The following is a 25,458-nucleotide window of genomic DNA, read 5'->3' as shown; positions in this document are numbered from 1 at the left end:
ACGACGCCGGCATCCGCTTCTAGCCGCCCGGCCGCCGCGCCATCCACGAGCCGGCGCCGACCGCGCCGCCGACGGCCCAGAACAGCACCGCCGCGCCGACCACCGTGCCGGCGGCGCCGAAGACCAGCGGCATCACCGTGCTCGACGCGTTGATCGCCATCGAGCGGAAGGCCAGCGCCTCGCCGTGTCGGTGCGCCGGCGTCAGCTGGTGCAGCGTCGACATGATCATCGGCTGCACCGCGCCCAGCGTCACGCCCAGCAGCACCGCGCAGCCGCCCATCGCCCACGGCGACGAGGCCAGCGGATAGGCGGCGAAGACGACGCCGGTGCCCAGCATCGCGGCGCGCACGACGGTGGTCTCGTCGAGCCGGTGGGCGATCCACGGGATCAGCACGCGCACCGCCGTCACCGACAGCGTGAAGGTGCCCAGCACCAGCCCGATCGTCGAGGCGCTGTAGCCGCGCTCGTGGCCGAGGATGGGCACGGCGAAGCTGTGCACGTCCCAGCACATCGACAGCAGCCAGTTGACCAGCAGCAGCCGCTTCAGACCCGGCGCATCGAGCAGGTCCCACGACGTTCCATGCCGTGGGGCCTGCGCAGCGGGCACCACACGCTCGACCCGCCGCGCGCTGAACAGCGTCACCAGAGGCAGCAGCAGCATCAGCGCGTAGCCGGCGGCGAAACCCGCCAGGTCGATCGCGAAGCCGATCGCCACCGGGCCGACGACATTCGAGAACGACGGCGCGATGCCCAGCCAGCTGAAGATGCGCACACGCTGCGGCCCGTCGTGCGCAGCCAGCCCGGCGGTGCGCTGGATCGTCAGCATGCCCATGTTGGCGCCGGCGCCGGCCAGCATCGCCGCCAGGCACAACAGCCCGAAGCCGGCCGTGCCGCCGGCGAAGTCGGCGGCCAGCGCCAGCAGCAGCGCCGCCGTCACCAGGCCGATGGCGATGTGCACCGGCCGGTGGTAGCCGTGGCGGTCGGCCAGGCGCCCGGAGTGCAGCGCCAGCACCACCGGCGCGGCGGCGAACAGCGCCAGCAGCAGGCCCACAGCCCAGGGGCTGTAGCCCTCGCGCAGCGCCTGCAGCGGCGCGGCCATGCGCAGGCCCGCCATCGCCGCGTGCAGCCCCACCTGGCCGGCGATCAGCGCCGCCAGCCAGCCCCGGCCGTGCGCCGGCGCGGCAGCCGTCTCAGCCATCGCGGCCGTCGCCGGGCAGCAGCTCGACCGCACGCTCCTCGGGCAGGGCCTCGACGCCCTTCAGCTGGCGCGCCATCTGGCGCGTGCGCACCTCGGCCTGGTCGATCGCGCCGTGCGCTTCCTCGAGCTTCTTCTTGGTCTTGGCGAGCACGTCGCCGAACTTGCCGAACTCGGTCTTCACCGCACCCAGCACCTCCCAGACCTCGGCCGAGCGGCGCTCCAGCGCCAGCGTGCGGAAACCCATCTGCAGGCTGTTGAGCGTCGCCAGCAGCGTCGTCGGCCCGGCCAGCATCACACGCTGCTCGCGCTGCAGCGCGTCGACCAGCCCGGGGCGGCGCAGCGCCTCGGCGTACAGGCCTTCGGTGGGCACGAACAGGATCGCGAAATCGGTGGTGTGCGGCGGCGCGACGTACTTCTGGCGGATCGTGCGCGCCTCGGCACGCAGGCGCTGCTCGATGGCCCGCGCCGCGGTCTCGACGCCGGCGGCGTCGGCGCGTTCGTGGGCGTCGAGCAGGCGCTCGTAGTCCTCGCGCGGGAACTTGGCATCGATCGGCAGCCACAGCGGTGCGCCGTCCTTCTGGCCCGGCAGGCGGATCGCGAACTCGACACGCTCGTTGCTGCCCGGCACGGTGGCGACGTTGGCCGCGTACTGCTCGGCGGTGAACACCTGCTCCAGCAGCGCGGCGAGCTGCACCTCGCCGAAGACGCCGCGGGTCTTGACGTTGTTCAGCACCCGGCTCAGCGCGCCGACGTCGCGCGCCAGCGTCTGCATCTCGCCCAGGCCGCGGTGCACCTGCTCCAGGCGCTCGGCGACCTGGCGGAAGCTCTCGCCCAGGCGCTGCTCCAGCGTCGATTGCAGCTTCTCGTCGACGGTCACGCGCATCTGCTCGAGCTTGCGCTCGTTGCCCTCCTGCAGCGCGCCCAGGCGGCGTTCGTTGGCGTCCGACAGCGATTGCAGCCGCTCGGCCAGCGTCTCGCCGAAACGCCGCATCGAGGCCTCGGCCTGCACCTGCGACGCGGCGAGCTGGCGGCGGATCGCATCGATCTGCTCGTTCTGCGTGCGCTGGTTCTCGCCGCCATGGGCCAGCAGCGAACGCTGCAGCGTCGCCAGGTCGGCGCGCAGCGTCGTCGTCGTGCGCGCCAGTTCGTCGCGCAGTTCGGTTTCCAGTCGGCGCTCGGCGCCGTCGTCGGGACGGCGCAGCGCGATCCAGGCCAGCAGCAGCAGGTTCAGCGCCAGCAGCGCCGGAACGGTCCAGTCGGGCATCACACGATTGTCTCAGGCCCGGCCCGGCGCTGGCGGCGCCAACGGAAGCGGGATTCATGCCCGCGATCCGTGAGGGTTCTCACGAAGGCCGGAGGGTGGTCGGTACAGTGGGCGGCCTTGTCCACCACCACGGGCGCGCCGGCGCCCGTTCTGCTGCCCTGATGCGAACCCTGCGCCTACAGCTTCGCTTCCTGCTCCCGCTGGTCGCGACGCTGGTGGCAGCCGCCTACCTGGCCCTGCCGCTGATGGACAAGCTGACGCTGCGCTGGTTCGCGCGCGACCTGACGACCCGCGGCAACCTCGTCGCCAACACGCTGTCCGACTCGATCGTCGAGTCGCTGTCCGACGGCCGCCGCGCCAACCGCCTGCGCAGCCTGTTCAACCGCGCCGTCCAGGACGAACGCATGGTCGCCATCGGCCTGTGCGAACCCGGCGACCGGCTGGCGGTGGCCAGCTACGGCTTCCCGCCCGACCTGTCCTGCGCCCAGGTGCGCGAGGCCGCGTCGCGCCCCGACCCCGAGCTGTCGATCGCCGGCGGCACCGTGCATGCCGGCATCTATCCGGTGCAGGGCGAGACCGGCCAGGTCGGCGAGCTGGTTCTGCTGCAGGACATGAGCTTCATCGAGCGCCGCAGCCAGGACACGCGGCGCTACCTGCTGATCCTGATCATCGCGCTGGGCGTGACGATCTCGCTGATCACGATGGTCGTCGCCCAGGTCAGCTGGCGCGGCTGGATGCGCGGCGCACGCGCGCTGCTGCGCGGCGAAGGCATCGTTCGGCCGCTGGTCGACGAACCCTCGCCCGAACTCGAGCCGCTGGCGCTGGAGCTGCGGTCGCGGCTGCGCGACCTCGAAGACGAGTACCGGCGCTCGCTGGGGCTGGAGTCGGAGTGGAACGCCGAACGCCTGCGCCTGCTGCTGCGCACGCAGCTGCGTGGCGACGAGGTCATCGTCGTCTCCAACCGCGAGCCCTACCTGCACCAGCGCAACGAAGACGGCAGCGTCGTCGTCAAGCGTCCGGCCAGCGGCCTGGTGACCGCCGTCGAGCCGGTGATGCGCGCCTGCTCGGGCACCTGGATCGCGCACGGCAGCGGCAGCGCCGACCGCGAGGTCGTCGACGCGAACGATCGCATCCGCGTGCCGCCGGGCCACGAGGACTACACGCTGCGCCGCCTCTGGCTCACCGAGGAAGAGGAAGCCGGCTACTACTACGGCTTCGCCAACGAGGGCCTGTGGCCGCTGTGCCACGTGGCCCACGTGCGGCCGGTGTTCCGCGAGTCCGACTGGCAGCGTTACCGCGAGGTCAACCAGCGTTTCGCCGACGCGGTGGTCGCCGAGGCGCGCAGCGAAGACCCGATCGTGCTGGTGCAGGACTACCACTTCGCGCTGCTGCCGGCGATGGTGCGCGCCAAGCTGCCGCGCGCGACCATCCTCACGTTCTGGCACATCCCCTGGCCCAACCCCGAGAGCTTCGGCATCTGCCCGTGGCGGCGCGAGCTGCTCGAAGGCATGCTGGGCAGCACGATCCTGGGCTTCCACACGCGCTACCACTGCAAGAACTTCATCGAGACGGTGGACCGCTACCTCGAGGCGCGCATCGAGCACGAGCACTCGGTCGTCTCCTACCGCGACGACGAGACCTTCATCGAGAGCTATCCGATCTCGATCGAATGGCCCGACGACGAGACGGTGGCGCGCCGGCCTTCGGTCGACGAGTGCCGCCAGGCCGTACGCCGCCGCCTGGGCCTGCCCGAGGACCAGCTGATCGCCTGCGGCGTCGACCGCTTCGACTACACCAAGGGCATCGTCGAGCGTCTGCACGCCGTCGAGCGCCTGCTGGAGAAGTACCCGCGCTGGATCGACCGCTTCAGCTTCGTGCAGGTGGCCGCGCCGACGCGCAGCTCGCTGCCCGAGTACCGCGTCTTCCAGGACCGCATCAAGGAGATCACCGAGCGCATCAACACGCGTTTCGGCAACGATCACTGGCAGCCGGTGCGGCTGCTGGCCGAGCACCACGACAGCGACGCCGTCAACGAGCTCTACCGCGCCAGCGAGGTCTGCGTCGTCACCAGCCTGCACGACGGCATGAACCTCGTCTGCAAGGAGTACTGCGCGGCGCGCGACGACGAAGCCGGCGTGCTGATCCTGAGCCGCTTCGCCGGCGCCGCGCGCGAGCTCAACGAGGCCTTGATCGTGAACCCGTACCACGTCGAGGAAACCGCCGACGCCCTGCACCGCGCGCTGACGATGCCGCGCGCCGAGCAGCGCGAGCGCATGGCCAGCCTGCGCATGACGATCCGCGAGGCCAACGTCTTCCGCTGGGCCGGCCTGATGCTGGCCGACGCCGGGCGCTCGCGCCTGCGCGAACGCATCGAAGCGCGTGTCGAGCGCTACCGGCACCGCAGCAGCCGATGAACACCCCCAGACGCCATCTCTTCTCGCCCGAAGGCCACGCCGCCTTCGACGCCCTGTGCCGCCGCGACCCGCTGCTGGCCTTCGACTTCGACGGCACGCTGGCACCCATCGTCGCTCGCCCCGAGGACGCGCGCATCTCGGCGGCGCTGTCACGCCGGCTGGCGCAGCTGGCGGCACGCCGGCCGCTGGCCATCGTCACCGGCCGTGCCGTCGACGACGTGCGCCCGCGGCTGGGTTTCGAGCCCGGCTGGATCGTCGGCAACCACGGCGCCGAGAACACGATCGAACCCGCGTCGGCCGAGACGCTGCAGGCGCTGGACACGCTGCGCCAGCGACTGGCCGACGCCGAGCCGGCGCTCGCCGCCGCCGGCGTGCGCATCGAGGACAAGCAGCATTCGTTCGCCCTGCACTACCGCCTGGCGCGCGACCGCGACGCGGCGCTCGCCGAGATCGACGCCCGGCTCGGCACGCTGGACACCGGCCTGCGGCGCTTCGGCGGCAAGTGCGTCGTCAACGTCGTCGGCGCCGACGCGCCGGACAAGGCCGACGCCGTCTTCTCGCTGGTGGCCGCGGCGGGCTGTGACAGCGCGCTCTTCGTCGGCGACGACCTCAACGACGAGGTCGTCTTCGAACGTGCGCCGCTGCACTGGCTGACCTTGCGCGTCGGACGCGAGCCGACCTCGCAGGCACGGTTTTTCCTCGACAGCCAGTCCGAGGTCGCGCAGCTGCTCGAGCAGCTGCTGGCGCAGCTGCCCGAACGGCGCTGATCAGCGCGGCGCCAGCACCTGCGGGTTGACCGGCGTCGGCGGCGTGCCGCCGGTCAGCGCGGCGATCAGGTTGTCGGCCGCCAGATCGGCCATCGCGCGGCGCGTGGCCACCGTCGCGCTGGCGATGTGCGGCGTCAGCACGACGTTGGGCAGGTCCAGGAAACCCGGGTCGAAAGCCGGCTCGCCTTCGAAGACGTCCAGCGCCGCGGCGGCGATGCGGCGCTCGCGCAGCGCCTCGATCAGCGCCCGGTCGTCGACGATGCCGCCGCGCGCGACGTTGGTCAGCGTCGCCGTCGGCTTCATCGCCGCCAGTTCGGCCGCGCCGATGGCGTGGTGGCTCTCCGGGCTGTACGGCAGGACCAGCACCAGGTGGTCGGCTTCGGACAGCAGCGTCGCCTTGTCGACCCAGCGTGCGCCGATCGGCGCTTCCTGCTCGGCCGGCAGGCGGCTGCGGTTGTGATAGATGACCTTCATGCCGAAGCCCAGCGCGCCGCGGCGCGCGATGGCCTGGCCGATGCGGCCCATGCCGAGGATGCCCAGCGTCGCGCCGTGCACGTCACTGCCGGTGAGCGTGTCGTAGCGCCAGCGTTTCCACTGGCCGGCCCGCAGGAAGCGCTCGGACTCGCTCATGCGGCGCGCGGCGGCGAGCATCAGGCCGAAACCGAAGTCGGCCGTCGTCTCGGTCAGCACGTCGGGCGTGTTGGTCGCCAGCACGCCGCGCACGTTGAAAGCGGCGATGTCGAGGTTGTTGTAGCCGACCGCCATGTTGGCGACGACCCGCAGCTGCGGGCAGGCGTCGAGCAGCGCGGCGTCGACCTGCACGCTGCCGGTGGCGAACAGGCCGGACTTGCCGGCCAGACGGGCGAGCAGCTCCTCGCGGCTCCAGGGCGTGTCGTCGGGGTTGGCTTCGACGTCGAAATAGGTGCTCAGACGCTCGAGGACTTCGGGGAACACGGCTCGGGCGACGAGCACGGCGGGACGGGACATTCAGGACTCCAGGAAACGCGCGAAACCCGCGACGGGTTCGCGCTCGGTGACGAGGGCATTCTCCGGCGCCTCGGGGTCGGCGTATCCGAGCGCCATGCCGCAGACGAGCATCTCGTCGGCAGGCAGGGCCAGCTCGTCGGCGACGATGCGGTGGAACTGAGTAAACGCAGCCTGCGGGCAGGTGTCCAGCCCGCGCGCGCGGGCGGCGACCATCACGTTCTGCAGAAACATGCCGTAGTCCAGCCAGCTGCCCTGGCCGAGCACGCGGCCGATCGTGAAGATCAGGCCCACCGGCGCGTCGAAGAAGGCGTAGTTGCGACCGTGCTGCTCGTGCATGCGCTGCTTGTCGGTCTTGGCGATGCCCAGCAGCCCGTAGAGGTCCCAGCCGACCTTGCGCCGGCGCTCGATGTAGGGCGAGACCCATTCGGCCGGGTAATAGGCGTACTCCTCGGCGTGGCGCGCCCGTTCGGCCGGGTCGTCGTAGGCGGCGCGGATGCGCGCCGACAGCCGCGCCTTGGCGGCGCCGGTCAGCACCGTGACCTTCCAGGGCTGCACGTTGGTGCCCGAAGGCGCGCGCGAGGCGACTTCGAGGATGCGTTCGACGGTCTCGCGCGGCACCGGGTCGGGGCGGAAGGCGCGGATCGATCGGCGCGAGGTGATCGCGGCGTCGACCGCAGCGATGGAGTCGGGCGTCGGTGTCATGCGGGAACGACGAGCGGTTGCAGGGCGGCGAGCAGCGCCGGCGGCAGCGCGACCGGGCGCCGTGTGGCCCGGTCGACGTAGACGTGCACGAAGTGGCCGGCGGCGGCCGTCACCGGCTCGCCTTCGGCGAACAGGCCGACCTCGTAGCGCACGCTGGAGCGGCCCAGGTGCGCGACACGCAGCCCGGCGTCGACGCGCTGCGGGAAGGCCAGCGGCGCGAAGTAGTGGCACTGCGTCTCGACGACCAGGCCGATGACCTCGCCGGCGTGCATGTCCAGCGCGCCGGCGTCGATCAGCCAGCGGTTCACCGCGGTGTCGAAGAAGCTGTAGTAGACGACGTTGTTGACGTGGCCGTAGACGTCGTTGTCCATCCAGCGAGTCGTGATCGAGTCGAAACGCGGGTAGTGGCTGCGCGGCAGCGGCTGCGGGCGGTGGCTCATGCGGGCGATTCTCCGGTCCAGGCGCGCTGCGCCGCCAAGGCGTTTTCCAGCGTGCGGCGCTGGATCTCGACGGTGACGGCGATGTCGCGGCCGTAGCCGCCGGCCATCGTCACGGCGACCGGCACGTGGCGTTCGGCGAGCGCCGTGAAAACGCGCCGGTCGCGTTCGGCCAGGCCTTCGGCGCTCAGCTTCAGCCGGCCCAGTCGGTCGCCCTCGTGCGGGTCGGCGCCGGCCAGATAGAAGGCCAGCCCGGGCGGCGTGCGCAGCCGGCGCCAGGCTTCGGACAAGGCGGCGTCCAGCGCCGCCAGGTACTCGGCGTCGGCGCAGCCGTCGGGCAGCTCGACGTCCAGGTCGCTCGCTTCCTTGCGGAACGGGAAGTTCTTCGCGCCGTGCAAGGACAGCGTGAAGACGCTGGCGTCGTCGCGGAAGATCGAGGCCGTGCCGTTGCCCTGGTGCACGTCGAGGTCGACGACCAGCACCTGCAGCCCGGCGCGGTGCACGCGGTACCACTCGGCCTGCATCAGCCGCGCCGCCACCGCGACGTCGTTGAAGACGCAATAACCCGAGCCTTTGTGGGCATAGGCGTGGTGCGTGCCGCCGGCCAGGTTGGCGGCGACACCGTCGCCGTCGAACAGCGCGGCGCGCGCCGCGGCGATCGTCGCGCCGACCGAATGCCGGGCACGTTCGGCCATCGCCTCGCTCCACGGGAAGCCGATCTCGCGCTGCTGCGCGGCGCTGGTCGTGCCGTGCGCCACGGCGTCGATCCAGGCCGGCTCGTGCGCCAGCGCCAGTTCGCCGTCGCTGGCCGCGGGTGCCGGCTCGACGCGGATCGCCGGCAGCGTCGCCGCCACCGCCTCGCGCAGCAGGTGGTACTTGTGCATCGGGAACGGGTGGCCGGCCGGCAGCGGCAGCACGAAGCGGTCCGAGTGGAAGGCGCGCATCGCGGTCGATTCTAGGAACGGCTCCCTAGAATGTTGCAGCGCAGCAAAAAACGCTTGCGGCAGCGGGAGCGATCTCTATACTTCGGCTCATGCTGCAGTGCAGCAATTCTGTCACCCACACACGGAGATCGACATGACCTACACCCCGGAACAATGGCTTGCCGCGCAGAAGGCCCAGGTCGAGACCCTGTTCGGCCTGACCCAGACCGCCTTCGAAGGCGTCGAGAAGCTCGTCGAGCTGAACCTGCAGGTCACCAAGACCTCGCTGAGCGAACTGGCCGAGACGACCAAGGCCGCGCTGTCGGTCAAGGACCCGCAGGAACTGCTGACGCTGCAGGCCGGCCTGCTGCAACCGAGCGCCGAGAAGGCCGCCGCCTACAGCCGCCACCTGTACGACATCCTGGCCGGCACCAACGCCGAGTTCACCAAGGTCGCCGAGTCCACGCTGGCCGACGCCCAGAAGACCACGCTGTCGCTGGTCGACACCGCGGTGAAGAACGCCCCGGCCGGCACCGAAAGCGCCGCCGCGCTGGTTCGTTCCGCCGTCTCGGCCGCCAACAACGCGTTCGAGAGCGTGCAGAAGGCCGCCAAGCAGGCCGCCGAAGTGGCCGAGGCCAACTTCCAGGCCGTCACGAACACCGCCGTCAAGGCCACGCAGACCACGGGCCGCGCCAAGCGCACCGCCGCCTGACCTTGAAATCCAGCGGGGCGCACCGCATCTGAGTGTTGTCGGGGCACTCCCCGGCTCTCTCTGGAAGGTTGTCTCCTCGGCATCCGCGCATCCGCAACGATGTCTTCAGCCCGGCCCCGTGCCGGGCTCTTTCTTTTCAAGCGCCGCCCGTACGGCTTACCATCGGCCCATGTCTTCCCGCGTCTGCACCATCCTGCACGCCCTCTCGGCGGGCGTGGTGCTGCGCGCGTGGCGCCAGCCGGTCGCGGCCGCACTCTCCTGAGCCCGGCGACCGCCTCCCCCCGAATCCCCCCTCTCTCCGGTCGCCGGGCCCCGCCCCCAGGGACAACGCCTGCCCACCGGAGAACCGCTTGAACACCCTCGTCCACGAACGCCAGCTCGGCTGGCTCGACCACGACCGCCTCTTCAACCTCGTCTCGACGCCGCGCGGCGGCACACGGGTGTCGGAGGCCCTCGCCGACCACGCCCGCGACATGCTCGACCTGGCCGAGGTCGTCGACCCGAAGACGCTGCCGGCCGACGTCGTCACGATGCGCTCGCGTGTCGTGCTGTCCCGCGGCGGCGAGCTGCTGGACCTGACGCTCTGCTACCCCGACGACCAGCCCGACGGCATCGAACGGGTCTCGGTGTTCTCGCCGCTGGGCATGGCGCTGCTGGGCGCGCGTGTCGGCGACAGCATCGGCTGGCGCGGCCCGGCCGGCGAAGAGCACACGGCGCGCATCGAGGCCCTGCCCTACCAGCCGGAAGCGGCGGGCGACTTCAGTCGCTGAGCGGGCGGCGGCGCCGCGGCTTGAGCTCGCTGACCAAGGTGCCGGCGAGCACCAGCGCGGCGCCGACGAAGGCCTCGGCCGGCAGCCGGTCGCCGGCCAGACGGCCGACGATGCCGCCCCACACGGGCTCGCCGGCGTAGATGATCGTCGCGCGCACCGGCGCGACCGACCGCTGCGCCCAGTTGATCGTCAGCTGGATCGCGACGCTGGCCGCACCCAGGCCGACGGCCGCCGCCAGCCAGACCCACGAGAACGCCGGAACGGCCTCGCCCAGCACCGGCATCGCGGCCCAGGACATCAGCCCGGCGGCCAGCAACTGCACGGCGGTGATGCGGCGCACGTCGACGCGGCGCGCGAAACGGCCGATCAGCAGGATCTCGGCGGCGATCGCGAAGGCGCTGAGGATGGTCGCCAGCTCGCCTGGCCCGATCGCCCCGCTGCCCGCTTCGGGGCCGGCGAGAAGCACCAGCCCGGCGAACGCGAGCACGATGCCCAGCATCGCCATCGGTTTGGGCGCCTCGCGCAGCACCAGCCACTGCAGCAGCGGCACCAGCGGCACGTACAGCGCGGTGATGAACGCTGACTTGCTGCTGCTGATCGATTGCAGACCCATCGTCTGCAAGCCGTAACCGAGGAAGATCGAGCCGCCGATCGTGATGCCGGCCCACAGCTCCTGGCGTGTCAGCCCGGCCAGCGCGTGCCGGAACACCACCAGCGCCAGCAGCCCCGCGGTGACGAAACGCAGGCCGACGAAGAAGAACGGCCCGCTGTGGCGCATCGCGACGTGCACGATCAGGAAGGTCGTGCCCCAGAGCGCCGTGATCGCGATCAGCGCGGCTTCCTGGCGGCTGAAGGGCCAGGCCGTCTTGCCGCGGGCCAGCATGTGCAACATACTGCTCAGGATAACATGAGCAATAAACTGCACATTGCCTCGCGCCACGGTGACGTGCTGGCCTTCGTCGGCCAGAACCTGCGTGCCGCCCGCCAAAACGCCGGGCTGAGCCAGGCGGCGCTGGCCGAGGCCTCGGGCCTGAGTCGGCGCATGATCGTCGCGCTCGAACAAGGTGACACCAACATCAGCCTGTCGCGGCTGGACCGTCTGGCCGAGGCGCTGGGTGTCGGCTTCGCCGACCTGGTGCGCGACCCGGCGGCGCAGACGCTGCGGCTGGACGCGGTGGCCTGGCGCGGCCGCCACGAGGACAGCGTCGCGGTGCTGCAGGCCAGCGTGCCGGCCCGCCACGAGGCCCAGCTCTGGGCCTGGACGCTGGCGCCGGGCGAGCGCTACGACGCCGAGCCCGACCCCGAGGGCTGGCACGAGATGATCGTCGTCGTCGAGGGCCGGCTGCAGCTGGAGCTGGCCGGCGGCCCGCGCGAGCTGGCGGCCGGCGACTACCTCGTCTACCCGAGCTCGCAGCCCTACGCGTACGCCAACGCCAGCGAGGCGACGACACGCTTCATCCGCAACGTCGTCGCCTGAGCACCGCTCGGCACGTCAACGCCGCTCAGCGCGTCAGCGCCGCGATCTTCGCCTTGATCGCCGGCAGCGCCGCCAGCGCGGCTTCGCGGCCGGCCTGGATCGAACGCCGGCGTGCCGTGAAGTCGGCGCTGGAGACGCCGGCCAGCGCCGGACGCAGCACGATGTCGGCGTCGCGCAGCTCGTAGTGGTTGATGCTGCGGCTCATGATCGAGAAGGTCTGCAGCAGCATCTTCATCGCGTCGCCGGTCGGCGCGCCGTCGGGCACGGCCGAGATGTCGATCGCGATGACCAGGTCGGCGCCCATCTGGCGCGCGAATCGCACCGGCACCGGTGACACGAGGCCGCCGTCGACGTACTCGCGGCCGCCGATCGTCACCGGCTGGAACACCGCCGGCACGGCACTCGACGCACGCACCGCGGTGCCGGTGTCGCCGCGCTGGAACAGGATCGGTGCGCCGCTGTCCAGGTCGGTCGCGACGATGCCCAGCGGCAGCCGCATCTGCTCGATGGCGCGGCCGCCGGTGTGCTCGCGCACGTAGCGCGCCAGCGCCTCGCCACGCAGCAGCGCGCGGCCGGGGAAGGCCCAGTCGGTGATCGCGCCTTCGTCCATCGTCATCGCCAGCATGCCGAGTTCGGCGCCGCTCTTGCCCGAGGCGTAGAGCGCGGCCACGAGGCTGCCGGCCGAGGTGCCGGCGACGAGATCCGGGCGGATGCCGTTCTCCTCCAGCACCTGGATCACGCCGATGTGCGAGAAGCCGCGCGCGGCGCCGCCGCCCAGCGCGAGGCCGACGCGCGGCGGGCGCGGCGGCGGCTTGGGCACGGCGGTCTCGGTGGCGGGCGGGGAAGCGGGTGGTGCCGTCAGCGGCACGCTCTGGCACGCGGCCAGGAGGAGGACGAGGAACGTCCCGAGAAGTCTGCGCATGGTCAGCGTCGATTCTAAGAACTTCAACTCATAACCTAAGGCGATAAGCACCTCACAACTCTGTACTTTTCATCTATAAGCAGCTTGCTTACAGTCGCGCCTCCAGCGAATCCTGCCGTCCATGTACCAGTACACCGACTTCGACCGCCAGTTCATCCGGGCCCGTGCCGCGCAATACCGCGACCAGCTCGAACGCCACCTGGCCGGCCAGTTGCCCGACGAACTGTTCCGCCCGCTTCGGCTGCAGAACGGCTGGTACGTGCAGCGCCACGCGCCGATGGCGCGCATCGCGGTGCCCTATGGCGAGCTGTCCTCGCGCCAGCTGCGTGCGCTGGCCCGCGTGGCACGCGAGTTCGACCTGCAGGACGCCGGCACGCCGGCCGAACGCGGTGGTTTTGGCCACTTCACGACGCGCCACAACTGCCAGTTCAACTGGATCCCGCTGGAGCGTTCGGCCGACGTGATGGAGCTGCTCGCCGAAGCCGACCTGCACGGCGTGCAGACCAGCGGCAACTGCATCCGCAACGTGACCACCGACGCGCTGGCCGGCATCGCGCCCGACGAGATCGTCGACCCGCGGCCCTATGCCGAGCTGCTGCGCCAGTGGAGCACGCTGCACCCCGAGTTCGCCTTCCTGCCGCGCAAGTTCAAGGTCGCGATCACCGGCGCGACCGACGACCGGGCGGTCATCGCCTGGCACGACGTCGGCCTGCAGCTGCTGCGCGACGAACGGGGTGACGTCGGCTTCCGCGTCCTGGTCGGCGGCGGCATGGGCCGCACGCCGGTCATCGCCACCGAAGTCGCGGCCTTCGTGCCCTGGCAGCGCATCCTGGTCTTCCTCGAAGCCGTCGTGCGCGTCTACAACCTGCACGGCCGGCGCGACAACCTCTACAAGGCGCGCATCAAGATCCTCGTCAAGGCGCTGGGCGAACAGTTCATCCGCGAAGTCCACGCCGAGTACGAGGCGCTGCTGGCCGACGGCGCGCCGGAGCTGCCGCAGGCCGAGCTGGACCGTGTCGCCGCGCACTTCGTCGCCCCGGTGAGCGAAGCCGCGCCGGCGCTGCACGCCGTCGATGCCGACGCACCCAAGGCCTACACACGCTGGCTGGAGCGCAACGTGCACGCCCACCGCCTCGCCGGCTACCGCGCCGTGACGCTGTCGCTCAAGCGCGCCGGCCAGGCGCCCGGCGACGTCACCGCCGACCAGATGGACCGCGCCGCCGAACTGGCCGAGCGCTTCAGCCACGGCGAGCTGCGTGTCACGCACGACCAGAACCTGCTGCTGCCCTGGGTCGCCGAACACGAGCTGCGGGCGCTGTGGCTGGCCGCGCGCGAGGACGGCTTCGCGACGCCCAACATCGGCCTCTTGACCGACATGATCGCCTGCCCCGGCGGCGACCTGTGCTCGCTGGCCAACGCACGGTCGCTGCCGGTCGCCGCGGCGATCCGCGAGCGCTTCGAGGATCTGGACGCGCTCTACGACCTGGGCGACATCGACCTGCACATCAGCGGCTGCATGAACTCCTGCGGCCACCACCACACCGGCCACATCGGCATCCTCGGCGTCGACAAGGACGGCAGCGAGTGGTTCCAGGTCACGGTCGCCGGCTCCGACGGCTCGCTGGCCAACGGCCCGGCCGCAGCCGGCAAGGTGATCGGCCCGTCCTTCGCCGCCGACGAGGTGCCCGACGTCGTCGAGGCGCTGGTCGAGCTCTACCGCGCCGAGCGCCAGGCCGGCGAACGTTTCGTCGACACCGTGCGCCGCCTGGGCGTGGCCCCGCTGCGCGCCGCCGCCGACGCCGTGCGCCGCAGCACCGCCGCGGCCGAAGCCTGATCCCGAGATGTCCATGCGTTTGATCGAGACCCACTCCCCGCTGCCCGCCGACGCGCTGGCGTTCGACAACACCGTCGACGTGCTGGAGCGCCGCGACGAGATCGCCGCCGCCCGCGCCGTCGTGCTGCACTTCCCGAAGTGGACCGACGGCCGCGCCTACTCGCAGGCCGTGCTGCTGCGCCTGCGGCTGCGCTACGCCGGCGAGCTGATCGCCACCGGCGAGGTCGTCGGCGACATGCTGCCGATGCTGCAGCGCTGCGGCTTCGACGCCGCCCAGCTGCGCGCCGACCAGGATCCGGCCGTCGCGCTGCGCACGCTGGGCCGGTTCCCGGGCCAGTACCAGGGCGACGTCACCGGCGCCCGCGCCACCCCCATCGTCCACGCTGCCTGAACGTATGCCCACCGCCATCGAACTGCACGCCCGCAAGACCCGCGGCCACGATGCCCGGGTCGCGCACGCCGTCGCGCTGCTGCGCGAGGCCGCCGCCGACCACGCCGGCCGCATCGTCCAGGCCACCAGCCTGGGCGTCGAAGGCATGGTCATCACCGACCTGATCGCGCGCCACGGCCTGGCGATCCCGGTCGCGACGCTGGACACCGGCGCGCTGCACGCCGAGACGCTGGCGCTGATCCCGCGCATCCGTCAGCGCTACGGCGTCGAGGTGCAGGTCTTCCGCCCTCAGCAGGAGGCCGTCATGCAGTTCGTGGGCCGTCATGGCAGCGACGCCATGTACCGCAGCGTCGAGCTGCGCAAGAACTGCTGCGACGTGCGCAAGAAGGAGCCGATGCGCCGCCTGCTCGAAGGGCGCACGGCCTGGATCACCGGGCTGCGCCGCGAGCAGTCGGAGTCGCGTTCGCGTGTGCCGCACTTCGAGCTCGACGCCGACAGCCGCGAGAAGTTCTACCCGCTGGCCGACTGGAGCGAAGCCGACGTCTGGCATTACGTCGCCACGCACGACGTGCCGTACAACCCGCTGCACGACCAGTTCTTCCCGAGCATCGGCTGCGCGCCCTGCACGCGCGCCGTCTCGCTGGGCGAAGACCACCGCGCCGGGCGCTGGTGGTGGGAGCAGGAAGGCGCCAAGGAGTGCGGGCTGCACCTGCGGCCCGAGCCGATCGCCGCGTGATACAAGGGCGCCGCTGATGGGCCGCGTCGTCTTCATCGGCGCCGGCCCCGGCGCCGCCGATCTGATCACCGTGCGCGGCGCGCGCCGTCTCGCCGAAGCCGACGTCGTGCTGCACGACGCGCTGACCGACCCGGCGCTGCGCGAGCTGGCGCCGCGTGCCGAGTGGATCGACGTCGGCAAACGCGGCTTCCGCCATTCCACGCATCAATCCGAGATCGACGCCCTGCTCGTCGAGATGGCACAGCGCCATGCCGTCGTCGTGCGGCTCAAGGGCGGTGACCCCAGCCTCTTCGGCCGCCTCGAGGAGGAACTGGCGGCGCTGGCACGCGCCGGCATCGCCAGCGAGATCGTGCCCGGGGTGACCGCCGCGCTGGCCGCCGCCGCGTCGGCGCAGCGCCCGCTGACACGCCGCGCCCGCGGCCGCAGCGTCGCCTTCAGTACCGCGATGACGCGCGAACGCCGGCTGGAGGTGAGCCACGCCGCCGACACCCAGGTCTTCTACATGGCCGGGAAGCAGCTCGGCGTGCTCGGCGAACGGCTGCGTGCCGCCGGCTGGCCGGCCGACACGCCGGCGCTCGTCGTCTCGCGTGCCGGCTGGCCCGACGAGGCGCGCAGCCACCACGACGTCGCGACGCTGGCCGAGGCCGGCGCAAGCCACGAAGGCCAGCCGACCGTCGTCATCGTCGGCGCCGGCGCCTCGGCGCTCACCCTGTCGCATGAGCAAGATCAAGCCGGAACCCCCGAGGGCGAGGCGTAAAATTCCGCCCGCTTGGCGCCCTCGCCCGCGACCGCGTCAGTTCCTGACATCACAACCGAGCCCGTTCCAATGACTCACGTCGTTCTCGATTCCTGCATCCGCTGCAAGTACACCGATTGCGTGGATGTGTGCCCCGTCGACTGCTTCCGTGAAGGGCCGAACTTCCTCGTCATCGACCCCGAGGAGTGCATCGACTGCGCGGTCTGCATCCCCGAGTGCCCGGCCAACGCGATCCTGCCCGAGGAAGACGTGCCTGCCGACCAGCTGCAGTTCATCCAGCTCAACGCCGAGCTCGCCAAGACCTGGCCGAGCATCACCAAGCGCAAGGCCTCGCTGCCCGACGCCGACGAGTGGAAGGACCGCAAGAACAAGCTGCAGTACCTGCAGCGCTGACCCGGGCCGCGCCCGGCGGACGAATGACGGTTTCCCCCTCGCCCGGCGCACCCGCCGCTGTCCCCCCGATCGAGACCGACGCGCTGATCGTCGGCGCCGGCCCGGTCGGGCTGTTCCAGGTCTTCGAGCTCGGGCTGCAGGACATCCGCGCCCACGTCGTCGACTCGCTGCCGCACGTCGGCGGCCAGTGCACCGAGCTCTACGCCGACAAGCCGATCTACGACATCCCCGGCGTGCCCGTGTGCACCGGGCGTGAGCTCGTCGAGCGGCTGCAGCAGCAGATCGCGCCGTTCGGCGCGAGCTTGCATCTCGGCCAGGAGGTGCGTTCGCTCGAACGTGCCGCCGACGGCCGCTTCGACGTCGCCACCAGCACCGGCACGCGTTTTCTCGCGCGCACGGTGTTCGTCGCTGGCGGCGTCGGCTCCTTCCAGCCCAAGGCGCTGCGCCTGCCCGGCATCGAGCGTTTCGCCGACACGCAGCTCTTCTACCGCGTCGCCAACGCGGCGGCCTTCGCCGGCCGGCAGGTCGTCGTCGCCGGCGGCGGCGATTCGGCCCTCGACTGGGCAATCCACTTCGCGACCACCGAAGCCGCCCGCCCGGCGCGTGTGACGCTGCTGCACCGGCGCGACGAGTTCCGCGCCCTGCCCGCCACGCTGCGCCGCCTGGCCGAGCTGCGCGACGCGGGCGCCGTCGAGGTCGTCATCGGCCAGCCGACCGGCTTCGAGACCGACGGCGAGCGCCTGGCGCGTCTGGTGCTGATGCGCCCGGACGGCAGCAGCACGACGCTGGCGCTGGACGACCTGCTCGTCTTCCACGGCCTGAGCCCCAAGCTCGGCCCGATCGCCGAGTGGGGACTGGAGCTGGACCACAAGCTGGTCACCGTCAACCCGGCGACCTTCGAGACCAGCACGCCCGGCGTCTTCGCCGTCGGCGACATCTGCCACTACCCGGGCAAGCGCAAGCTGATCCTCTGCGGCTTCCACGAGGCGACGCTGGCCGCCTTCGCCGCCGTGCCCTACGTGGACCCGGAGCGCCGTGCGCTGCTGCAGTACACGACCTCCAGCCCACAGCTGCACCGGCTGCTGGGCGTCGAGACGCCGTCGCTGGATTGACACAGCGCGGCGCGCCGCACGCGCCGCTGCCGCTATCATCCGCCCCGCTTCGCGAGCCGACCCGGTACGCGAGGCATTCGCTAGGGGTGTTGGCCGCCTGCCATCCGCGGACGGCCGACTGAGAGAGTCCCTTTGAACCTGATCGCCCGCCGACGCCGCAAGGCCGACGCGGCGACCCGTCCCTCACAGGACGGCACGAGGTAATGCTCGCGCAGGGAAGCACACCACGGGTTCCATGGCGCTGTCCTGCGCCGTGCTGCGCTCCGGTTTGCCGACCTGCCATCGTCCAAGGCTTTCCGATGGCAATGAAACACCACGTCCCGACCCGCTGCGCCCTCGCCGCGGCCCTGTTCGCCTCCGCCTGCGCCGCCCACGCGCAGGGCACCGAGACGATCACCATCACCGGCGCCGCCGAGCGCCTGCCGGCCTTCGCCGGCTTCCCCGGCCAGACCGACGCGCGCACGCCGCTGCAGGCCCAGACCTGGAGCGCCGAGCGCCTGGCCGACGAGAACGTCACCCGGCTCGGCGACATCACGCGGCTCGATGCCGGTGTCTCCGAGGCCTACGACTCGCCCGGCTACTGGGCCGGGCTGTCGGTGCGCGGCTACACGCTGGACAACCGCTTCAACGTGCGCCGCGAAGGCCTGCCGGTCAGCGGCGAGACCGCGTTCGCGCTGGAGAACAAGGAAGCCGTCGAACTGCTCAAGGGCGCCAGCGGCATGCAGGCCGGCACCAGCGCGCCGGGTGGTCTGGTCAACCTGCGCGTCAAGCGCCCGGTGGCCGGCAAACGCAGCGCCACCGTCTGGTGGGAAGGCTCGAGCACGACCGGCGCCGCCGTCGACCTCGGCGACCGCAGCGGCCCTGACGGCGTCTTCGGCTGGCGCGTCAACGCCGCCTACGAGGACATGGAACCGCGGCTGCGCGACAGCGACGGCCACCGCCGCCTGCTCGCCGTGGCGCTGGACTGGCAGCTGACCCCGGGCAGCGTCGCCGAGTTCGAGATCGAGCACAGCCGCCAGCAGCAGCCCAGCGCCGCCGGCTACAGCCTGCGCGGGGACGTCGTGCCCGACGCGCACGACGTCGACCTGCTGAACAACCTGAACCACCAGCCCTGGGGCGGCCCGGTGGAGATGGAAGGCAGCACCGCGTCGCTGCGCTGGCGCCAGCGCCTCACCGAGGACTGGCAGCTGCGCGCCCAGGCCATGGTGCAGAAGCTGCGGACCGACGACCGCACCGCGTTTCCGTACGCGTGTTATGGCTGTTATGCGCCCGACCCCAGCCTCGAGTTCCCGGATCGCTACGCCCCCGACGGCAGCTTCGACTACTACGAGTACCTCAGCCTGAACGAGCGCCGTGACAGCCAGGCGCTGGAGCTCGCCGTCAGCGGCAGCGCCCGAACCGGGGCCGTGGAGCACGCGATCGAGGCCGGCGTGCTTCGTGCAGCGTATCGCGGACGCTTCCAGGATCAGGTCTACGAGTGGGCCGGCATCGGCCGGGACGACGGCAGCGCGGTCACCGGCCCGTCGGACGGCCGCCTGAGCGCCAACACCAACCGCGACGAGACCAGCACCGAGTTCTTCGTGCGCGACGCGATGACGCTGCCCGGCGGCTGGAGCCTGTGGACCGGGCTGCGCCACACCCGGCTGGCGCGCGAGAGCTGGCGCACCAGCGCCGACGACGACGGCAGCCTGCGCGCCACCGACTACGACCAGGGCTTCACCACGCCCTGGGTGTCGCTGGCCTGGCAGTGGACGGCGGCGACGATGGTCTACGCCAGCTGGGGCCGCGGCGTCGAGTCGGCCGTCGTGCCGAACCGCCCGCGCTACGTCAACGCCGGCCAGGCGCTGCCGGCGCTGAAGAGCCGCCAGCGCGAGTTCGGCTTGAAGCACGCCTCGGCCAGCGTCGACGCCAGCGTGGCACTGTTCCAGATCGAGCGCCCGCGCACCGGCGAGCTCAACGCCGGCTGCGACGGCGACGTCGACGACTCCTGCCGCCTGGGCGTCGTCGGCGAGCAGCGCCACCGCGGTGTCGAGGCCAGCCTCGTCTGGCGCACCGGCGCCGTCGACTGGCGCGCCAGCGCGATGCTGCTGGACGCCGTGCGCCACGAGCGCGGCAGCAGCGACGGCCTGCGCCCGGAGAACGTGCCGGCGCGCACGCTGCGCCTGGGCGCCGACTGGCGCGTGCCGCAGGCCGGCGGCCTGCTGCTGCAGGCCGACCTGCGTGCCGAGAGCGACCGCGCCGTGCTCCCCTATGACGACAGCGTGCGCATCCCCGGCTGGGCCAGCGTCGACCTGGGCGCACGCTGGACCCAGCCGCTGGCCGACGGCCGCGCCATCACCTGGCGCGCCGGCGTCGACAACGTCTTCGACCGCAAGGCCTGGAAGGAGTCGCCGTACCAGTTCGACCACGTCTACCTGTACCCGCTGCAAGCGCGCACCTGGAGAGCCAGCGCATCACTCAAGTTTTGACAAACTGAGTTTTCGGGCTATACTCTTGGTCTTCCTTCCCCGATAGCTCAGTCGGTAGAGCGCCGGACTGTTAATCCGTAGGTCCCTGGTTCGAGCCCAGGTCGGGGAGCCAAACAAACCGAAGGGTCAGCGATGCAAGTCGCTGACCCTTTTGGCTTTTGGGGGGCCGGCGCAGACAGCGGCTGCCGCGCCCTCTCGGGCGCCGCCGCCTCAGGGCGCCGCGGACGCGCCCGCCGCCGCGGCCCGGGCGGCTTCCACCTCGGCCGCCTCGATCGCCGCGCAGCGCTCCTCACCGCCGCAGACGCGGCTGCGCACATAACGCTGCACCAGGCCGAAGAAGCGGTCGTAGAAGCTGCCCGCGGGGATCGTCAGGCTGCCGACCTTGACCAGCGAGTCGTCGGACGCCGACAGCGGGATCGACAGCGAGCCCACCGGCAACCCGACGCTGGCCGAGGACGAGGCCTTCTTCAGCGTGTAGCGGTCCTGGACGGCGTTGACGAATGCCGTCGTCGACGCCTTGTAGAACGGGTCCGGCGCGCAGGTCACGGTGAACGTGATCTGCACGTGGATCTCGCCATCGGGCTGGAAGCGTTTGTTGCCGACCACCAGCTCCGGCGTCGCCGAGGTGACGACGTAGCCCTGGCTCAGCAGCGCCAGCCGCGCGGCCTCGCAGGTGGTGGGCGCGTCGGCCTCGAACTGGCGCGAATAGGTCTCGTCGGGCCTGAAGTGCTCGTTCTGGTAGACCGTGGTGGCGATCTTGTTCGGCGTGCTGCAGCCGGCGACGACGGCGGCCAGCGCCAGCAGGGTGAAGGCCCCGGCCCGATGGCGGGCCGGCAACGGCAAAAACTGGGTCATCGTGCTCCAACGTCCGCGGGCGAGGATCGGTTGTCCCGGACAGGACACGACATCGCCGCCGCCGCTATCGTACGAGCGCCGCGTGACGGCGCCGCCCCCACTCTCACACCCAGGAGTCGCCATGCCCACGATCCAGGCCTATGCCGCGCAAGACGCCACCGCCCCGCTCGGCCCGTTCACGATCGAACGCCGCGAACCCGGCCCCGAGGACGTGCAGATCCGCATCCTCTGGTGCGGCGTCTGCCACTCCGACCTGCACACCGCACGCAACGAGTGGAAGAACACGCTGTACCCCTCGGTGCCGGGCCACGAGATCGTCGGCCGCGTCACCGCCGTCGGCTCGGCGGTGACGAAGTTCAAGGTCGGCGACCTGGCCGGCGTCGGCTGCATGGTCGACAGCTGCGGCCATTGCCCGTCCTGCGCCGAAGGCGAGGAGCAGTACTGCGACAACGGCTTCACCGGCACCTACAACGGCCCGGTCTTCGGCGGCGAGAACACCTTCGGCGGCTACTCGCAGAGCATCGTCGTCCGTCAGTCCTTCGTGCTGCGCATCAGCCACCCCGAGTCGCAGCTGGCCGGCGTCGCGCCGCTGCTGTGCGCCGGCATCACGACCTGGTCGCCGCTGCGCCAGTGGGAAGCCGGGCCGGGCAAGAAGGTCGGCATCGTCGGCCTGGGCGGCCTGGGCCACATGGGCGTCAAGCTGGCGCACGCGCTGGGCGCGCACGTCGTGCTGTTCACCACCTCGCCCGACAAGATCGAGGACGGCAAGCGCCTGGGCGCCGACGAGGTCGTCGTGTCCAAAGACCCGGCGCAGATGGCGCGCCAGGCCGACCGGCTGGACTTCATCCTCAACACCGTGGCCGCACCGCATGATCTGGACGCCTTCCTCGCGCTGCTCAAGCGCGACGGCACGATGACGCTGGTCGGCGCGCCGGCCGAACGCCACCCCTCGCCCGACGTCTTCGCGCTGATCTTCAAGCGCCGGCGCCTGGGCGGCTCGCTGATCGGCGGCATCCGCGAGACGCAGCAGATGCTGGACTTCTGCGCCCAGCACGGCATCGTCAGCGACACCGAGACGATCCGCATGGACGAGATCAACACCGCCTACGAACGCATGCTCAGGAGCGACGTGCGCTACCGCTTCGTCGTCGACATGGCGACGCTGGGCTGAGGCTTCAGCGCGCCGCGCTGCAGGCGGCACCGACGTCCAGCGGCTCGGGCAGCAGCACGTCGCGCCGCAGCAGCAGCGCGTCGATCGTGTCACCGCCGGCGTGCAATACCGTCACCGCCGCGGCACGGTCCAGCCGACCCTGCAGCCACTGGCGGGCGCGTGCGGCGTCCAGCACGGCCACCAGCTCGACCGGGCCCGGCCGCGCGACCTCGGCGCTGCCGTTGACGAACAGCTCCTGCTGCGGCCCGGCCAGGCGAACGTTGAGCGCGTGCAGCCCGCGCCGGCTCGCCTCCCAGCGCAGCACGAAGCGCGCACGCTGCCAGCAGCCGTCGGGCCCGCGCTCGAACTGCATCGCCAGCGGCAGCTCGGCCGGTGCGGGAGCGGCCGGCACCTCCCAGCTCAGCTCGACCCGCACCGGGCGGGTCGCCTCCGGCGGCTGGACCTCGGCCCGCAGCCGCTGCGTCCCGGCAACCTGCGGCACGAAGCGGCCGACGTAGGCACCGGTGACCAGGGTCAGCGGCTGACGCTCGCTCGCGGCCTCGACGAGCCGGATCTCCTGTCGGCGGCCGTCGGCGCCCAGCGAGAACAGCCGTGGTGCCGGCTCGCGCCGCGGCAGCCCGTACTCGCTGGCATACAGCAGCAGCACCTGCTCGTTGCCGACCGCCGGCAGCACGCCGCCGACGCGCTCCATCTGCAGCGCATAGCGCGCAAAGATGCTCGCCTGCAGCAAGGCCGTCGCCGCCGCAGCCGCCGGCTCGTGGCGCAGCTCCAGCCGCCAACGCCCGGGAGCCGGCTCGGGCAGCGGCTGCTTCATCAGATGCAGGTCGCCACGCTGGTGCTGGCGGCGCTCGGCGGCCGGCAGCGTGTTCAGCGCGGCGGCATCCAGTTCGTGCGGCGGGCCGGACGGCGGCAGCAGCCGTGCGCCGCGCAGCGCCGGCCGCAGCGAGAACTCCAGCGTCAGGTAGGCGCCGTCGGCCATCGCCGGCACGGCGAAGTCGATCACCGTGCGCGTCTGGCCGGCGGCGACCGGCACTTCGGCCAGCACGAGCTCGGCGCGCGCCGTCGTGGCAACGGCCAGCAGGGCCAGGCATTGAAAGACGCGGCGCAGCATGACGCCGCGCAGTCTACGCAGCGCCGGCGGCGGCACGCGCCTTGGCGCGCCAGAAGCCGGCGTCGATCTCCTGCTCGGCGCCGCTGCGCTCGTTGGCCAGCCACAAGCGGCTGCCGTCGGGCGCGACACGCAGCACCTCGCCGACGTGGCGCCCGGCGCGCACGCGGCGTCCGGCGAGGCCGGCCGGGAAGTCCGGCGCGCGCGCCAGATCGAGCAGGTCGACCGCCTCGCGCGCGTCGCCGGCCAGGCGCAGCCGGTGCACGATCGGCGCCAGCAGCGGGTTGGCGCGGTCGGCCGGCGACAGCCACAGCAGCACCTTGGCCTGGGCGCGGCTCAGCGCGACGTTGACCAGGCGCGCCGCCTCCTCGGTCTGCAAAAAAGGCTGGCCGCCGTCGGCGGGGTCGAACAGCACCGCCGCGGCCTCGCTGCCCTGGGCGCGGTGCACGGTGCTGACGCGCACGCCGGCCACGCCGGCGGCCTCCAGCCGCTGGCGGATCAGCGCACGCTGGGCGCGAAACGGCGTCAGCACCACGATCTCGTGCGCCTGCCAGGTGCCGCCGGCCAGCGTATCGGCCACCAGCGAGACGATGGCGTCGGCCGACTCGGGCCGCACCGGCCCGCGCCAGGCCGCCGACCAGGCGCCGTCGCGTGCCACCGGCTCGACGTGCACGTGCACGTCTTCGCCGGCCGGCCCCAGCACCCGCCGGCGCGCCGCCTGCCAGCCGGGCGACGCCTCGGCGTCGGCGGCGACGCGCAGCGCGCCGTCGTAATACAGGTCGCCGACCAGCGCGCCGATCGGCCCGGCCATGCGCGACTGCTCGTCCAGCAGCACGACCGACGGCGCACGGCGCGGCATCGCCGCGAACGGCGAGCGCCCGAGCCAGCGCCGCGCCTCGCGTTCGGGCGCGCGCTGCACCGGCGAGAGCTGGCTCGGGTCGCCGGCAAACAGGCAGCGCCGGCCCAGCGGCATCAGCGCCAGCGCCTGGGCCAGCGGCACCTGGCTGGCTTCGTCGAAGACGATCAGGTCGAAGGGCGGCGCGCCGTCGTCGGCCAGTTCGCGCAGCGTCTTCAGCGTCGCGACGGCACGCGCCGTCGTCATCGCCGCCAGTCGGCTGGCGCGCAGCACGGCCAGCGAGGCCGCACGCAGTTCGGCGCGCAGGTCGGCGACACGCCGGCTCCAGGCCTCCAGCGCGTCCAGGTCGCGCGCCGACGGGCGTTCGGATTCGGCACGCGCCAGCCGGGCCAGCAGCGCGCGGTCGGCGTTCGGGATCAGGTGCTCGCGGCCTTCGTACAGCGCCGCGTTGAAGCGCGAGCCGAAGCGCCGCACGGCCGGGCGCCAGCGCTCGCGCCGGCCTTTCTCCAGCGCCTTGTCGACGGCGACGGTGGCCAGGTCGACGGCCTGGTTGGTCGTCGACAGCAGCAGCACACGCGCCTCGGGCTCGGCGTCCAGCGTCTCGGCCAGCAGCACGCCCAGCGTCGTCGTCTTGCCGGTGCCCGGCGGACCCCAGAGGAAGCTGCTCGTCCAGCGCGGCAGCGCCAGCGCCTGGCGCTGCGCCGCGCGCAACCAGCGGAACGGCGCGCCGGTCAGCGCCGGCGCGGCGGTCTCTTGCGGCCGCGCCAGCGCGGCCTCGGCGGCCAGCGCGCGCGCCGCCCACTCGCCATCGTCCCAGGCGGCGACCAGCGCATCCAGGAACCGCGGCGGGTAGACGCGGATCAGCCGCCCGGGCCCGGGCGGCGGGCCGCTGGCCTTCTGCAGGATCAGCTGATCGTCCTCGACGACGACGGCCAGCACCGCGGCGGCGCCCTTCTCCGGCTCGCCCCACCAGGCCGAGGCGCCATCCAGGCTCTCGTCGAGCAGCGCCTGCGCCGAGGCCGCACCTGGCCGCTGGCCCTCGGCATAGACATAGCCGGCCTCGAGCGTGACGCGCCACAGCGCGCCGTCGCGCTCCAGGCGCTCGACCTTGAAGTCGTAGTAGGACGGCGTGGCGGCCAGTTCGGCGGCCAGCGCGGCGCGGATCTCGGCAAGACTCATGCAGCGGGGGGCGGCGGCAGGCGCC

At 72.1% G+C, this 25,458-nt stretch carries 24 protein-coding genes and 1 tRNA gene; 14 read left to right on the top strand and 11 right to left on the bottom strand.

All coding sequences use genetic code 11. From position 1 onward, the window contains the following. Nucleotides 1-19 precede the first annotated feature (19 nt). Nucleotides 20-1,198, bottom strand: a complete 1,179-nt coding sequence (locus tag RBXJA2T_RS17135; RefSeq protein ID WP_050801792.1) for an MFS transporter — start codon at nt 1,196-1,198, stop codon at nt 20-22. After that, nucleotides 1,191-2,462, bottom strand: a complete 1,272-nt coding sequence (locus RBXJA2T_RS17130; RefSeq protein WP_009858687.1) for a DNA recombination protein RmuC — start codon at nt 2,460-2,462, stop codon at nt 1,191-1,193. The genes RBXJA2T_RS17135 and RBXJA2T_RS17130 overlap by 8 nt, the downstream gene beginning before the upstream one ends. Before the next feature lie 161 nt (nt 2,463-2,623). Here RBXJA2T_RS17130 and RBXJA2T_RS17125 point away from each other — a divergent pair, with 161 nt between their 5' ends. Next, entirely contained in the window at nt 2,624-4,876 is a 2,253-nt protein-coding gene (locus RBXJA2T_RS17125) for an alpha,alpha-trehalose-phosphate synthase (UDP-forming) (protein WP_009858686.1), read from the top strand. Then, nucleotides 4,873-5,643, top strand: a complete 771-nt coding sequence (gene otsB / locus RBXJA2T_RS17120) for a trehalose-phosphatase (protein ID WP_009858685.1) — start codon at nt 4,873-4,875, stop codon at nt 5,641-5,643. The genes RBXJA2T_RS17125 and otsB overlap by 4 nt, the downstream gene beginning before the upstream one ends. Here otsB and RBXJA2T_RS17115 read toward each other — a convergent pair whose 3' ends face one another. Genes RBXJA2T_RS17115 through RBXJA2T_RS17100 form a run of 4 tightly spaced genes read right to left on the bottom strand, consistent with a single transcriptional unit; the run spans nt 5,644 to nt 8,713 of the window. Beyond that, on the bottom strand, nt 5,644-6,630 hold the full coding sequence (locus RBXJA2T_RS17115) for a 2-hydroxyacid dehydrogenase (RefSeq protein WP_009858684.1): 987 nt from the start codon (nt 6,628-6,630) through the stop codon (nt 5,644-5,646). Beyond that, nucleotides 6,631-7,332, bottom strand: a complete 702-nt coding sequence (locus tag RBXJA2T_RS17110) for a nitroreductase (protein ID WP_009858683.1) — start codon at nt 7,330-7,332, stop codon at nt 6,631-6,633. It lies immediately after the preceding gene. Further along, the gene (locus RBXJA2T_RS17105) at nt 7,329-7,772 is read right to left on the bottom strand and encodes an acyl-CoA thioesterase (RefSeq protein ID WP_009858682.1); all 444 of its coding nucleotides are present in this window, start codon (nt 7,770-7,772) and stop codon (nt 7,329-7,331) included. Before RBXJA2T_RS17105 ends, RBXJA2T_RS17110 begins: the two co-directional genes overlap by 4 nt. Beyond that, nucleotides 7,769-8,713 carry a histone deacetylase family protein gene (locus tag RBXJA2T_RS17100; protein WP_009858681.1) on the bottom strand — a complete coding sequence of 315 codons (945 nt, stop codon included), beginning with the start codon at nt 8,711-8,713 and terminating at the stop codon, nt 7,769-7,771. The genes RBXJA2T_RS17105 and RBXJA2T_RS17100 overlap by 4 nt, the downstream gene beginning before the upstream one ends. Before the next feature lie 133 nt (nt 8,714-8,846). Between RBXJA2T_RS17100 and RBXJA2T_RS17095 the strand changes: the two genes are divergently transcribed. Beyond that, nucleotides 8,847-9,404 (top strand): phasin family protein, encoded by a 558-nt coding sequence (locus RBXJA2T_RS17095; protein WP_009858680.1) that lies wholly within the window; start codon nt 8,847-8,849, stop codon nt 9,402-9,404. Nucleotides 9,405-9,754: 350 nt separating this feature from the next. Beyond that, entirely contained in the window at nt 9,755-10,174 is a 420-nt protein-coding gene (locus tag RBXJA2T_RS17090; protein ID WP_009858678.1) for a GreA/GreB family elongation factor, read from the top strand. On the opposite strand, the gene RBXJA2T_RS17085 is transcribed toward RBXJA2T_RS17090, so the two are convergent. Beyond that, nucleotides 10,164-11,066 carry a DMT family transporter gene (locus tag RBXJA2T_RS17085; RefSeq protein WP_029718380.1) on the bottom strand — a complete coding sequence of 301 codons (903 nt, stop codon included), beginning with the start codon at nt 11,064-11,066 and terminating at the stop codon, nt 10,164-10,166. The genes RBXJA2T_RS17090 and RBXJA2T_RS17085 overlap by 11 nt on opposite strands. A 15-nt stretch (nt 11,067-11,081) precedes the next feature. Between RBXJA2T_RS17085 and RBXJA2T_RS17080 the strand changes: the two genes are divergently transcribed. Beyond that, nucleotides 11,082-11,651 carry a helix-turn-helix domain-containing protein gene (locus RBXJA2T_RS17080; RefSeq protein ID WP_009858676.1) on the top strand — a complete coding sequence of 190 codons (570 nt, stop codon included), beginning with the start codon at nt 11,082-11,084 and terminating at the stop codon, nt 11,649-11,651. 25 nt (nt 11,652-11,676) lie between these two features. Here the strand turns inward: RBXJA2T_RS17080 and RBXJA2T_RS17075 are convergent, their stop codons facing one another. Continuing rightward, nucleotides 11,677-12,573: a patatin-like phospholipase family protein gene (locus RBXJA2T_RS17075; protein ID WP_029718381.1), complete on the bottom strand. Its 897-nt coding sequence runs from the start codon at nt 12,571-12,573 to the stop codon at nt 11,677-11,679. Between the two features lie 121 nt (nt 12,574-12,694). On the opposite strand from RBXJA2T_RS17075, the gene RBXJA2T_RS17070 reads away from it, so the two are divergent. The 8 genes from RBXJA2T_RS17070 to RBXJA2T_RS17035 all read left to right on the top strand — a co-directional run bounded on the left by RBXJA2T_RS17070 (nt 12,695) and on the right by RBXJA2T_RS17035 (nt 20,376). Next, the gene (locus RBXJA2T_RS17070) at nt 12,695-14,407 is read left to right on the top strand and encodes a nitrite/sulfite reductase (RefSeq protein WP_009858674.1); all 1,713 of its coding nucleotides are present in this window, start codon (nt 12,695-12,697) and stop codon (nt 14,405-14,407) included. A 7-nt stretch (nt 14,408-14,414) separates the two neighbouring features. Continuing rightward, nucleotides 14,415-14,798, top strand: coding sequence for a DUF934 domain-containing protein (locus RBXJA2T_RS17065; protein ID WP_009858673.1), 384 nt, complete (start codon nt 14,415-14,417; stop codon nt 14,796-14,798). 4 nt (nt 14,799-14,802) lie between these two features. Then, entirely contained in the window at nt 14,803-15,534 is a 732-nt protein-coding gene (locus RBXJA2T_RS17060) for a phosphoadenylyl-sulfate reductase (RefSeq protein ID WP_009858672.1), read from the top strand. Between the two features lie 16 nt (nt 15,535-15,550). Beyond that, nucleotides 15,551-16,291 carry a uroporphyrinogen-III C-methyltransferase gene (gene cobA, locus RBXJA2T_RS17055; RefSeq protein ID WP_009858671.1) on the top strand — a complete coding sequence of 247 codons (741 nt, stop codon included), beginning with the start codon at nt 15,551-15,553 and terminating at the stop codon, nt 16,289-16,291. Between the two features lie 69 nt (nt 16,292-16,360). After that, nucleotides 16,361-16,684: a ferredoxin FdxA gene (gene fdxA, locus RBXJA2T_RS17050; RefSeq protein ID WP_009858670.1), complete on the top strand. Its 324-nt coding sequence runs from the start codon at nt 16,361-16,363 to the stop codon at nt 16,682-16,684. Between the two features lie 23 nt (nt 16,685-16,707). Continuing rightward, complete coding sequence (locus tag RBXJA2T_RS17045; RefSeq protein WP_009858669.1) at nt 16,708-17,796, top strand: NAD(P)/FAD-dependent oxidoreductase; 1,089 nt, start codon at nt 16,708-16,710, stop codon at nt 17,794-17,796. Between the two features lie 305 nt (nt 17,797-18,101). Beyond that, complete coding sequence (locus tag RBXJA2T_RS17040) at nt 18,102-20,264, top strand: TonB-dependent siderophore receptor (protein ID WP_009858668.1); 2,163 nt, start codon at nt 18,102-18,104, stop codon at nt 20,262-20,264. A 36-nt stretch (nt 20,265-20,300) separates the two neighbouring features. Next, nucleotides 20,301-20,376 (top strand) — tRNA-Asn (locus RBXJA2T_RS17035). A 98-nt stretch (nt 20,377-20,474) separates the two neighbouring features. Here the strand turns inward: RBXJA2T_RS17035 and RBXJA2T_RS17030 are convergent. Beyond that, complete coding sequence (locus RBXJA2T_RS17030; protein WP_237704899.1) at nt 20,475-21,119, bottom strand: DUF2242 domain-containing protein; 645 nt, start codon at nt 21,117-21,119, stop codon at nt 20,475-20,477. A gap of 121 nt (nt 21,120-21,240) precedes the next feature. On the opposite strand from RBXJA2T_RS17030, the gene RBXJA2T_RS17025 reads away from it, so the two are divergent. After that, a complete protein-coding gene (locus RBXJA2T_RS17025; RefSeq protein WP_009858666.1) occupies nt 21,241-22,290 on the top strand; it encodes an NAD(P)-dependent alcohol dehydrogenase in 1,050 nt (349 codons plus the stop codon). Nucleotides 22,291-22,294: 4 nt separating this feature from the next. Here the strand turns inward: RBXJA2T_RS17025 and RBXJA2T_RS17020 are convergent, their stop codons facing one another. Further along, a complete protein-coding gene (locus RBXJA2T_RS17020) occupies nt 22,295-23,401 on the bottom strand; it encodes a hypothetical protein (protein ID WP_138938917.1) in 1,107 nt (368 codons plus the stop codon). A 13-nt stretch (nt 23,402-23,414) separates the two neighbouring features. After that, a complete protein-coding gene (locus tag RBXJA2T_RS17015) occupies nt 23,415-25,433 on the bottom strand; it encodes a DEAD/DEAH box helicase (protein ID WP_009858664.1) in 2,019 nt (672 codons plus the stop codon). Nucleotides 25,434-25,458 lie beyond the last annotated feature (25 nt).

The organism is Rubrivivax benzoatilyticus JA2 = ATCC BAA-35, from assembly GCF_000190375.1.
GTDB classification, from domain to species: Bacteria; Pseudomonadota; Gammaproteobacteria; order Burkholderiales; family Burkholderiaceae_C; genus Rubrivivax; species Rubrivivax benzoatilyticus.
The sequence above is the reverse complement of the archived record's forward strand: the minus strand, read 5'-3'. Positions and strand labels throughout refer to the sequence as shown.

What these genes read in the sequence shown, in the direction of transcription:
- RBXJA2T_RS17135 (WP_050801792.1), bottom strand. Translation starts at nt 1,198, where the DNA reads ATGGCTGAGACGGCTGCCGCGCCGGCGCACGGCCGGGGCTGGCTGGCG.
- RBXJA2T_RS17130 (WP_009858687.1), bottom strand. Translation starts at nt 2,462, where the DNA reads ATGCCCGACTGGACCGTTCCGGCGCTGCTGGCGCTGAACCTGCTGCTG.
- RBXJA2T_RS17125 (WP_009858686.1), top strand. Translation starts at nt 2,624, where the DNA reads ATGCGAACCCTGCGCCTACAGCTTCGCTTCCTGCTCCCGCTGGTCGCG.
- otsB (WP_009858685.1), top strand. Translation starts at nt 4,873, where the DNA reads ATGAACACCCCCAGACGCCATCTCTTCTCGCCCGAAGGCCACGCCGCC.
- RBXJA2T_RS17115 (WP_009858684.1), bottom strand. Translation starts at nt 6,630, where the DNA reads ATGTCCCGTCCCGCCGTGCTCGTCGCCCGAGCCGTGTTCCCCGAAGTC.
- RBXJA2T_RS17110 (WP_009858683.1), bottom strand. Translation starts at nt 7,332, where the DNA reads ATGACACCGACGCCCGACTCCATCGCTGCGGTCGACGCCGCGATCACC.
- RBXJA2T_RS17105 (WP_009858682.1), bottom strand. Translation starts at nt 7,772, where the DNA reads ATGAGCCACCGCCCGCAGCCGCTGCCGCGCAGCCACTACCCGCGTTTC.
- RBXJA2T_RS17100 (WP_009858681.1), bottom strand. Translation starts at nt 8,713, where the DNA reads ATGCGCGCCTTCCACTCGGACCGCTTCGTGCTGCCGCTGCCGGCCGGC.
- RBXJA2T_RS17095 (WP_009858680.1), top strand. Translation starts at nt 8,847, where the DNA reads ATGACCTACACCCCGGAACAATGGCTTGCCGCGCAGAAGGCCCAGGTC.
- RBXJA2T_RS17085 (WP_029718380.1), bottom strand. Translation starts at nt 11,066, where the DNA reads ATGTTGCACATGCTGGCCCGCGGCAAGACGGCCTGGCCCTTCAGCCGC.
- RBXJA2T_RS17080 (WP_009858676.1), top strand. Translation starts at nt 11,082, where the DNA reads ATGAGCAATAAACTGCACATTGCCTCGCGCCACGGTGACGTGCTGGCC.
- RBXJA2T_RS17075 (WP_029718381.1), bottom strand. Translation starts at nt 12,573, where the DNA reads ATGCGCAGACTTCTCGGGACGTTCCTCGTCCTCCTCCTGGCCGCGTGC.
- RBXJA2T_RS17070 (WP_009858674.1), top strand. Translation starts at nt 12,695, where the DNA reads ATGTACCAGTACACCGACTTCGACCGCCAGTTCATCCGGGCCCGTGCC.
- RBXJA2T_RS17065 (WP_009858673.1), top strand. Translation starts at nt 14,415, where the DNA reads ATGTCCATGCGTTTGATCGAGACCCACTCCCCGCTGCCCGCCGACGCG.
- RBXJA2T_RS17060 (WP_009858672.1), top strand. Translation starts at nt 14,803, where the DNA reads ATGCCCACCGCCATCGAACTGCACGCCCGCAAGACCCGCGGCCACGAT.
- cobA (WP_009858671.1), top strand. Translation starts at nt 15,551, where the DNA reads ATGGGCCGCGTCGTCTTCATCGGCGCCGGCCCCGGCGCCGCCGATCTG.
- fdxA (WP_009858670.1), top strand. Translation starts at nt 16,361, where the DNA reads ATGACTCACGTCGTTCTCGATTCCTGCATCCGCTGCAAGTACACCGAT.
- RBXJA2T_RS17045 (WP_009858669.1), top strand. Translation starts at nt 16,708, where the DNA reads ATGACGGTTTCCCCCTCGCCCGGCGCACCCGCCGCTGTCCCCCCGATC.
- RBXJA2T_RS17040 (WP_009858668.1), top strand. Translation starts at nt 18,102, where the DNA reads ATGAAACACCACGTCCCGACCCGCTGCGCCCTCGCCGCGGCCCTGTTC.
- RBXJA2T_RS17030 (WP_237704899.1), bottom strand. Translation starts at nt 21,119, where the DNA reads ATGACCCAGTTTTTGCCGTTGCCGGCCCGCCATCGGGCCGGGGCCTTC.
- RBXJA2T_RS17025 (WP_009858666.1), top strand. Translation starts at nt 21,241, where the DNA reads ATGCCCACGATCCAGGCCTATGCCGCGCAAGACGCCACCGCCCCGCTC.
- RBXJA2T_RS17020 (WP_138938917.1), bottom strand. Translation starts at nt 23,401, where the DNA reads ATGCTGCGCCGCGTCTTTCAATGCCTGGCCCTGCTGGCCGTTGCCACG.
- RBXJA2T_RS17015 (WP_009858664.1), bottom strand. Translation starts at nt 25,433, where the DNA reads ATGAGTCTTGCCGAGATCCGCGCCGCGCTGGCCGCCGAACTGGCCGCC.